Raw genomic sequence first — 9,421 nt, 5'->3', positions numbered from 1 at the left:
GGCCTGAACCGACGACGCTCGGTTCAGGTCGTTGAGCATCAAGGCACAACAATCTGGCTATACGCGCGCTCCTTTTTTGGGGAGAACGGGTATTTTGGGCAGGGGGTTCTATGCAGGACAACACAATACAATTAAGCAACAATACAGCAACCGCCGTACCATTCTCAAAGAAAATACCGTTTACAAAATACGATTTTGGCTGGGTATTACTCTGCATCGGCATGGCAATTGGTGCGGGTACAGTTCTGATGCCGGTACAAATTGGCTTAACCGGCATTTGGGTTTTTATTGTCGCCTTTATTATCGCTTACCCGGCAACGTACATTGTGCAGGACATTTATTTAAAAACATTATCCGAAAGTGAAACCTGCAATGACTACACCGATATTATAAGTCATTACCTTGGGAAAAACTGGGGTGTATTCCTCGGTGTGATTTACTTTTTGATGATTATTCATGGAATATTCATCTATTCATTATCGGTGGTTTTTGACAGCGCCTCGTATATCAAAACCTTTGGGCTAACCGATACCGACCTTTCGCAGTCAATCATCTACAAAGTGGCCATTTTTGCCGTACTGGTAGCCATTGCTTCCGGGGGAGAAAAGCTACTGTTCAAAATCTCCGGTCCGATGGTGGTGGTAAAAGTCGGCATTATCATCATCTTCGGCTTTGCGATGGTTCCGCACTGGAACTTCAGCAATATCAGCGCCTTTCCTGAAGCATCGGTGTTCTTTCGCGATGTGCTGCTGACTATCCCATTCTGCTTCTTCTCGGCGGTGTTTATTCAGGTGCTGAACCCCATGAACATTGCCTACCGCAAACGGGTGGCGGACCGGGTACTGGCCACACGTATGGCTATACGCACGCATCGGATCAGTTACATTACGCTGATTGCGGTCATCCTGTTTTTCTCCTTCTCTTTTACCTTTTCGATTAGCCACGAAGAGGCCGTTTCAGCCTTCGAGCAGAATATTTCTGCACTGGCTCTGGCGGCGCAGGTTATTCCTGGTCAGATTATTCACATCACCTCAACGGTGTTAAATATCTTCGCTGTATTAACCGCATTCTTTGGTATTTATTTGGGATTCCACGAGGCGATTAAAGGAATTATTCTTAACGTTCTGAGCCGCGTTATTGACGTGGAGAAAATTAATCCTCTGGTGCTTACGCTGGGTATTTGCACATTTATCGTTATTACGCTGGTTATTTGGGTATCGTTTCGCGTATCGGTACTGGTGTTCTTCCAGTTAGGCAGCCCGCTGTACGGGATTGTGTCGTGTATTATTCCGTTTTTCCTGATCTATAAAGTCACACAGCTGGAAAAACTGCGCGGGCTGAAAACCTGGCTAATCCTGCTGTACGGGATCCTGCTGTGCCTGTCGCCATTACTGAAGCTGATTGAATAACCCGCGTAAACTGCGCCGTCAACACCTGGCGGCGCTTAGCTCACACTCTCCAGTTGATAGCTGCGAATTTTATTCAGTACCGTGGTATGTGACACCCCCAGCGCTTTGGCGATATGCCGTGACGACACATTCTCCTCCACCATCTGTTCAATTAACTGACGCTCGGCGCACTGGACCTGCTCTTTAAAAGGACGTTCTGTCGGGCCTTGCTTAACGGCGGGAAAATTCACTATTCCTAATTCTTCCCGCGTTATGACATCGGACTCCGCCATTAGCATCAGGCGAATAATGGTATTTTCCAGTTCGCGCACATTTCCCGGCCAACTGTGATGATGCAGGGCATCAAAGCAAGCTTTATCCAGAATGATCCGCCGCTGGAACTCCTTCGCGTATTTCTGCACAAAGTGGCGAATCAACAGACTGATATCCTGTGGGCGTTCCCGCAAGGGTGGAATAGTCAGGGAAAGTACATTGATGCGGTAATAGAGATCGGCGCGCAGCAGGCGTTGCTCCACCATCTCTTCCAGATTGGCGTTGGTTGCCACAATAATGCGTACATTAACCGGAATAATTTGCGCCCCGCCAACGCGACGGATCCCGCCATCCTGCAGGACGCGCAATAATTTAGCCTGTAAGCCCAGCGACATTTCACCAAATTCATCGAGAAAAAGGGTGCCTTTCTCGGCCATTTCAAACAACCCTTTTTTACCTTTACAGTCTGCGCCGCTAAAAGCCCCTTTCTCATAGCCAAAGAATTCACTCTCCATAAGCGACTCAGGTAGCGCAGAGCAGTTAACCGGAATAAACGGATAAAAACGCCGCTGACCGGAATTATGGATAGCCCGGGCCAGCAATTCTTTGCCAGTGCCCGTATCACCACGGATCAGAACGGTATATTTGCTGTCAGCAATTTTTATCGCCTTTTCGATAAGCGAGTGCATGCTCTGGCTACTGCAAATAATGTCAGAGAAATAGCGCGGGCGTTCCGGCTCAGACATCGACAACTCGCTTATCTCTTCACACAGGTAAGCGACGTTAATAATATCGGCGCGTCGGCTTAAACAGGATTGCACGCAGGAAATATCCTGTAACTGGCGACACCAGGATTTAATCAGGATCCGTCCAGGTGTGACTTTCATGGAGATGATATTGATATCACAACAGGAAAATTCCTTCAGGACATCCTCAACCATCGACAGACGATCAATTGTTTTAATATCCCAGCGTATCGTGACCACATTTGCTCCTGGTAGTTAGCAACTGCGAAGTAGATATTTCTGTGCCGTCCAAAAATCTGACTATATTCTAGACACTATGGAATAATGTTCTGCCAATGGACTCACATTGTGGGAGTAAAAACGAATTATAAAAAAACCGGAGCACAAGGCTCCGGTTATCGGGTCATAACCCACGTTTATTGCTGTGGGTTTTCGTCCTGGTCAACGGCGAAACAGGCTACCAGTTGACCACCATAGTCTTTTAACTGTGGCTGAAGCTGAGTACACGGACCAAAGCGACGACGGCAACGGGCGTTGAACGCACAGCCCGGTGGCGGATTCAGCGGGCTTGGCAGCTCACCGGTCAGCTTGATACGCTCGCGGCGATCGTCCGGGTTCAGGCGCGGCGTTGCGGAAAGCAGCGCCTGAGTGTACGGATGACGTGGATTATTGAAGATCTGATCCTTGGTTCCTTTTTCCACGCAACGGCCCAAATACATCACCATCACTTCATCAGCAATGTGCTCTACCACCGACAGGTCGTGCGAGATAAAGACGTAGGACAGCCCCAGTTCCTGCTGCAAGTCCATCATCAGGTTCAGCACCTGCGCACGTACGGAAACGTCCAGCGCGGAAACGGGTTCGTCGGCAATCACCACATCCGGGTCAAGCATCAAACCGCGGGCAATGGCGATACGCTGACGCTGACCGCCGGAGAACATATGCGGATAGCGGTCGTAGTGCTCGGTTTTCAGTCCCACTTTCGCCATCATCGCCAACGCTTTTTCACGACGCTCCTCTTTGCTGAGCGTCGAGTTGATCAGCAACGGCTCTTCCAGAATCTGCCCAACTTTCTTACGTGGGTTCAGGGAACCGTAGGGGTTCTGGAATACTATCTGGATTTTCTGCCGACGCAGCTTCTGCGCATGCGGGTCGTGCTTGAGTAAATCCTGTCCCTGGTAATACAGCTCACCGCCGGTCGGGATTTCAATCATCGTCAGCAGACGGCCAAGGGTGGATTTTCCACAGCCCGACTCACCTACCACCGCCAGCGTTTTACCGCGCTCCAGAGTAAAGGAAACACCATCCAGCGCTTTCACCAGGCGTTCCGGGGCGAACATGCCCTTTTTCACCGGGTAGTGTTTTTTCAGGTCAATGGCCTGCAACAGCGGCTGTTGCGCGGCGGCCTTTTGCGTACTCATAGCCCAGGCCTCCCGGCATCATCAAGTGGGTAGTGGCATTTCGACTGACGACCGCCTTCCAGCAGGTTCAGTTCAGGTTCTTCAGCGCGGCATTTGTCGGTCGCATAGGGGCAGCGCGGGTTCAACAGACAACCGTTCGGGCGGTCATATTTCCCTGGCACCACGCCCGGCAACGAGGCCAGACGCGCTTTATCCTGTGCAAACTCCGGCAACGCACGTAGCAATGCCTGGGTATACGGATGACGCGGCGCGCGGAAGATATCCTGCGCGGCCCCGGTTTCCACTACCTGCCCGGCGTACATCACGATGATTTTGTGCGCGGCTTCGGCCACCAGCGCCAGATCGTGGGTAATCAAGACCAGCGCCATGTTCTCTTTTTGCTGCAATTCCAGCAGTAGCTCGATGATCTGCGCCTGAATGGTCACATCCAGCGCCGTTGTCGGTTCATCGGCAATCAGCAGCTTCGGACGACAGGCAATCGCCATCGCGATCATCACGCGCTGGCTCATCCCACCGGACAACTGGTGCGGATAGACATCCAGGCGCGAGGCCGGATCTGGGATCCCCACCAGCGTCAGCAGGTCAATTGCCCGCTGAATACGCGTTTTTTTATTGCCGCCCTGGTGCACCTTGATGGCTTCCATAATCTGGTAGCCGACGGTGTAGCAGGGGTTAAGGCTGGTCATCGGGTCCTGGAAGATCATTGCCACTTCCGCACCCACCAGTTGGCGACGCTCTTTCTCAGAGATGCGCTTCAGGTCGCGACCATTAAACTCCAGATTTTCAGCCATCACGCGGCCAGGGTAGTCAATCAGCCCCATAATCGCCAGCGAGCTGACGGACTTACCAGAACCAGACTCCCCAACAATGCCAACCACTTCACCCTGATTCACACTGTAGCTAATGCGGTCCACGGCGCGGAATTCGGAACCTACGTCGCCGAAGTGCACCGATAATTTATCTACATTTAATAACGCCATCTCGAACCTCTTACTGCTTCAGTTTGGGATCGAGCGCGTCACGCAGACCGTCACCCATCAGGTTAAATGCCAGCACCGTCAACAGGATCGCCAGCCCCGGGAAGGTCACAACCCACCAGGCGCTTTGGGCAAACTGCAGAACGTCAGAGAGCATGGTGCCCCATTCCGGCGTGGGCGGCTGTGCGCCCATCCCCAGGAAGCCAAGGGCAGCCATATCGAGAATGGCGTTAGAGAAGCCAAGCGACGCCTGAACAATCAGCGGCGCAAGACAGTTAGGCAGAATATTGACGAACATTTGGCGCATCGCGCCGGCTCCCGCCACGCGGGATGCGGTGACGTAGTCGCGGTTAACTTCCACCAGCACAGCGGCGCGCGTCAGACGGACATAGTGCGGCAATGCCACGAACGTCAGCGCCAGCGCGGCGTTGCCTATCGAGGGACCAAATACCGCCACCAGCACCAGCGCCAGTAACAGGCTCGGCAATGCCAGCATGATATCGACCACACGCATGATGACGTTATCGACAATTCCACCAAAGTAGCCAGCGATCAGCCCAAGAACCACGCCCATCAGCAGGGAGAGTACAACCACCAGACAGCCAACCAACAGCGACAGACGCGCACCGTACATCAGGCGGGACAGCACGTCGCGGCCCACATCATCAGTACCAAACAGATGCGCCATGGTACCGCCTTCCTGCCATGCCGGCGGAGCCAGCAGCGTATCGCGGAACTGGTCTGCCGGGTTGTACGGCGCGAGAACGTTGGCAAAGACCGCAATCAGGATCATCACCACCACGTACACCAGCCCAACGACCGCGCCTTTGTTGCGTTTAAAATAGTGCCAGAACTCCTGCAGCGGGGTCATGGGCACCGGTGCAGCAATAACTTTATTTTCAGTAACCTGTGACATGATGGCCCCTTACTTCTTATGCCGAATACGCGGGTTCACCACGCCGTACAGCAGGTCTACCAGCAGGTTGACGAGGATAATCATCGTCGCGACCAGCAGTACCCCACCCTGCACTACCGGATAATCACGGCGTTGCAGCGCATCTATCAGCCAGCGTCCCAGACCCGGCCACGAGAAGATAGTCTCGGTCAGGATCGCCCCTGCCAGCAGCGTGCCGACCTGCAGGCCGATAACGGTGACAACCGGCAGCATGGCGTTGCGCAGAGCATGAATGATGATGACGCGCATCCGGGTCAGCCCCTTGGCGCGCGCGGTGCGGATGTAATCCTCACCCAACACTTCCAGCATCGATGAACGGGTCATACGCACAATGACCGCCAGAGGTATAGTGCCCAGCACCATTGCCGGCAGAACCATATGCGCCAGCGCATCGATGAAGTTGCCCTCTTCACCCCAGATGGCGGTGTCGATCAGCATAAAACCGGTCAGCGGATTGGAATCATCAAGGAATACCATGTCGCTCACCCGCCCAGAAACTGGCGTCAGGTTCCACTGCACGGAAACCAGCATGATCAGCATCATGCCCCACCAGAAGATCGGCATGGAGTAACCGGTCAGCGCCAGGCCAACGGCGGTATGATCGAAAATGGAGCCGCGCTTAACGGCAGCAAGAACACCCACCGGGATACCTACTGCGACGGCGAAAATCATCGCGCAGACGCCGAGTTCCAGCGTCGCTTTGAAGCGAGGCACGAACTCTTCCCACACCGGTAAGCGGCTTTTCAGCGAGATACCTAAATCGCCATGCATAACCCCCCAGATATAGTGGAGGTACTGCTGCCACATCGGCTTATCCAGACCGAGTTCAGCCAACAGTTGAGCATGACGCTCAGGGGAGATCCCACGTTCACCCGCCATGATCATAACCGGATCGCCGGGGATCATATGGACGAAGGCAAAGGTGAGAAGAGTGATACCGATAAACGTGGGGATGACGAGTCCCAAACGTCGGAGAATGAACTGCAACATAACCCGGATTCTCTCTAATGACGCACGGCCTGGAACCGTGAGTCTGTATTGCTCACAAATCTTATCCCACGCAAACTGCATCGTGGGTAAAGCATTACGCCGGATGGCGCTGCGCTTATCCGGCCTACACAATACCGGGGCGCAGCGCTTCCTTGATTGCTTTTAATTATTCGACAGAGACGTTTTCGAAGTGGTGTTTGCCTAATGGATCAACCACATAGCCTTTCACTTCTTTACGCACTGGTTCGTACACGGTGGAGTGAGCAACAATCAGAGCCGGGGCCTGATCGTGCATAACAACCTGAGCTTGCTTGTACAGTTCAATACGTTTGTTGTGATCGTCGGTCGCACGCGCCGGTTGGATCAGGTCTTCAAACGGTTTGTAGCACCAGCGAGAGTAGTTAGAACCGTCTTTCGCTGCCGCACAGCTGAACAGGGTGGCGAAGAAGTTGTCCGGATCCCCGTTATCACCGGTCCAGCCCATCATCACCGCCTGATGTTCACCCGCTTTGGCGCGTTTCAGATACTCGCCCCACTCGTAGGTCACAATCTTGGCCTGAACGCCAATTTTCGCCCAGTCAGCCTGAACCATTTCCGCCATACGACGGGCGTTCGGGTTATATGGACGCTGTACCGGCATAGCCCACAGCTCAACGGTAAAGCCTTTGTCCTGACCGGCTTCCTTCAGCAGTGCTTTGGCTTTCTCAGGATCGTAGGTGTAATCTTTAATGTCGTCGTTATAGCCCCACATGGTCGGTGGGATCAGGTTTTTCGCGGCAACGCCAGCACCCTGATAAACCGCTTTAATGATCGCGTCTTTGTTGACCGCGTAGGTCAGCGCCTGACGGACTTTCACGTCATCAAACGGTTTCTTCTCGGTGTTGAAAGATAGGTAGCCAACGTTCAGACCGGCCTGCTCCATCAGATTGATGTTTTTATCCTGCTTCATGCGCGCGATGTCTGCCGGGTTCGGGTACGGCATCACCTGGCACTCGTTCTTCTGCAACTTGGCATAACGCACGGAAGCGTCAGGCGTAATGGAGAAGACCAGACGGTCGATCTGCGGCTTAGTGCCCCAGTAACCTTCGAATGCTTTATACAGAATACGGGAGTCTTTCTGGTACTGCTGCAGCTGGAACGGACCGGTACCGATTGGGTTCAGATCCACTTTCTCCGGGGAACCGGCTTTCAGCATGTTGTCCGCATATTCTTTGGAAAGAATAGAAGCGAAATCCATCGCCAGGTCAGCCAGGAAAGGTGCTTCCGGGCGAGTCAGCACGAACTGAACGGTTTTATCATCCACTTTTTTCACTTCGGAGATCAGATCCGGCAGGCCCATCCCTTCGAAGTATTCATAGCTGCCGCCAGAAACTTTGTGGTACGGGTTCTGGGCATTTTTCTGACGATCGAAAGAGAACACCACGTCATCGGCGTTGAAATCGCGCGTCGGTTTGAAATCTTTGTTGTCCTGCCACTTCACGCCAGGGCGAAGGTGGAAGGTATAGGTTTTACCGTCTTCGCTGATTTCCCACTTCTCAGCAAGTCCCGGGATCACTTCAGTTGTGCCGGTTTTGAACTCGACCAGGCGGTTATAGATCGGCACGGAGCTGGCATCATAGGTGGTACCAGAGGTGAAAAGCTGCGGGTTAAAGCCTTCAGGAGATCCTTCTGAACAATAAACCAGAGTTTTAGCCTGTACGCTTGCTGCGACGGTCATAGCCACCAGGCTCAGACCAAGCTTCAGCATCCCTGACTTCTTCAAGGAAATACTCATTCTTCTGCTCCAAATGTGATGTTTGTTGTTTTACCCTTTGCAGTGGGTTTGCACCGCCTGGCCTTTTTTGTTTTTTACCCGGCCGGGTCGGCGTTAAGAGGATGGGGATTCCGTTCACATAAGCGACTGAGTTGCAGCGCGGATTCTCCATGAAATGCCCCTCATGCCCTACAATCTGTCAACAGAATGTGAAAACGTCAATACAGGTAACCGCGATTTACACCAACGGTGAGAATTGGCAAACAAAGATTAAAAAAAGTGCAGGCGGGTATTTTCAGCAGGGAAATTTGTGCTACGCGCACTATGCCAGAATAAATATCTTCATATTCAGAAACATTTGGTGATTAACATTTATGCAAATTATGAAAATTTTCTCAACACATGCTGCATATCTGAGCGATTAATACCATGAACGTTAAAACGCACAGCGGAAAATGCTGGGTTCAGCCATAAGTAACGCAAAAAAAGATTCAAGCAAATATAAAAAAAGGCAATGGAATATGTCACAGAATCGTTAACAGTCAGTGGGAAGTGGTGCACAATTTTTGCAGATAAAATGAAGGTCAAAGGTGGGGTTGGAATAACACCATACACGCCGGGATGAAACTGAGCCTGTAGGCCGGATAAGGCGTCTGCGCCGCCATCCGGCAATGCCAAAATGCTGCAATGTTTTGCCTGATGGCGCTGCGCTTATCAGGCCTACAAAGCAAAAAAACCCTGCTCGCTGAGCAGGGTTTTGAATTTGGTCGGTGATAGAGGATTACTCGCCACTGCGTGGCTCGCCCTACGGGCCGTTGCTGACGCAACGTTCTCTCGCTACGCTCGAGTCGAACCTCTTACCCCCGGAGGTTCTCATCCTCGTGGATTCCGGAAAGCAAAAAGCCCGCTCAAAGAGCG

7 protein-coding genes and 1 other RNA gene are annotated in these 9,421 nt (G+C 52.4%); 1 reads left to right on the top strand and 7 read right to left on the bottom strand.

Annotated features, from left to right (window positions below; genetic code table 11):
- The first annotated feature begins 110 nt into the window (after positions 1–110).
- Complete coding sequence (locus tag FDX03_RS19520) at positions 111–1,409, top strand: aromatic amino acid transport family protein (protein ID WP_048213647.1); 1,299 nt, start codon at positions 111–113, stop codon at positions 1,407–1,409.
- Positions 1,410–1,444: 35 nt separating this feature from the next.
- On the opposite strand, the gene FDX03_RS19515 is transcribed toward FDX03_RS19520, so the two are convergent.
- The 7 genes from FDX03_RS19515 to FDX03_RS19480 all read right to left on the bottom strand — a co-directional run bounded on the left by FDX03_RS19515 (position 1,445) and on the right by FDX03_RS19480 (position 9,400).
- Positions 1,445–2,647 carry a sigma 54-interacting transcriptional regulator gene (locus tag FDX03_RS19515; protein WP_048213648.1) on the bottom strand — a complete coding sequence of 401 codons (1,203 nt, stop codon included), beginning with the start codon at positions 2,645–2,647 and terminating at the stop codon, positions 1,445–1,447.
- A 176-nt stretch (positions 2,648–2,823) separates the two neighbouring features.
- Entirely contained in the window at positions 2,824–3,828 is a 1,005-nt protein-coding gene (dppF, locus tag FDX03_RS19510) for a dipeptide ABC transporter ATP-binding subunit DppF (RefSeq protein ID WP_048213649.1), read from the bottom strand.
- Entirely contained in the window at positions 3,825–4,808 is a 984-nt protein-coding gene (gene dppD / locus FDX03_RS19505) for a dipeptide ABC transporter ATP-binding protein (protein ID WP_005133837.1), read from the bottom strand. Before dppD ends, dppF begins: the two co-directional genes overlap by 4 nt.
- A 10-nt stretch (positions 4,809–4,818) precedes the next feature.
- The gene (gene dppC, locus FDX03_RS19500; RefSeq protein WP_003024315.1) at positions 4,819–5,721 is read right to left on the bottom strand and encodes a dipeptide ABC transporter permease DppC; all 903 of its coding nucleotides are present in this window, start codon (positions 5,719–5,721) and stop codon (positions 4,819–4,821) included.
- A 9-nt stretch (positions 5,722–5,730) separates the two neighbouring features.
- A complete protein-coding gene (gene dppB / locus FDX03_RS19495) occupies positions 5,731–6,750 on the bottom strand; it encodes a dipeptide ABC transporter permease DppB (protein WP_003837733.1) in 1,020 nt (339 codons plus the stop codon).
- 166 nt (positions 6,751–6,916) lie between these two features.
- On the bottom strand, positions 6,917–8,524 hold the full coding sequence (dppA, locus tag FDX03_RS19485; RefSeq protein ID WP_048213650.1) for a dipeptide ABC transporter periplasmic-binding protein DppA: 1,608 nt from the start codon (positions 8,522–8,524) through the stop codon (positions 6,917–6,919).
- Between the two features lie 743 nt (positions 8,525–9,267).
- Positions 9,268–9,400: non-coding RNA, RtT sRNA (locus FDX03_RS19480), on the bottom strand.
- Positions 9,401–9,421: the final 21 nt, after the last annotated feature.

This window comes from Citrobacter sp. wls827 (assembly GCF_005280875.1).
Taxonomy (GTDB): Bacteria; Pseudomonadota; Gammaproteobacteria; order Enterobacterales; family Enterobacteriaceae; genus Citrobacter; species Citrobacter youngae.
Note: the sequence above shows the minus strand (reverse complement) of the source record. Positions and strands in the feature narration are given on the sequence as shown.

Excerpts from the sequence above, each read along its gene's own strand:
- FDX03_RS19520 (WP_048213647.1), top strand. The coding sequence starts at position 111 with ATGCAGGACAACACAATACAATTAAGCAACAATACAGCAACCGCCGTA.
- dppF (WP_048213649.1), bottom strand. The coding sequence starts at position 3,828 with ATGAGTACGCAAAAGGCCGCCGCGCAACAGCCGCTGTTGCAGGCCATT.
- dppD (WP_005133837.1), bottom strand. The coding sequence starts at position 4,808 with ATGGCGTTATTAAATGTAGATAAATTATCGGTGCACTTCGGCGACGTA.
- dppC (WP_003024315.1), bottom strand. The coding sequence starts at position 5,721 with ATGTCACAGGTTACTGAAAATAAAGTTATTGCTGCACCGGTGCCCATG.
- dppB (WP_003837733.1), bottom strand. The coding sequence starts at position 6,750 with ATGTTGCAGTTCATTCTCCGACGTTTGGGACTCGTCATCCCCACGTTT.
- dppA (WP_048213650.1), bottom strand. The coding sequence starts at position 8,524 with ATGAGTATTTCCTTGAAGAAGTCAGGGATGCTGAAGCTTGGTCTGAGC.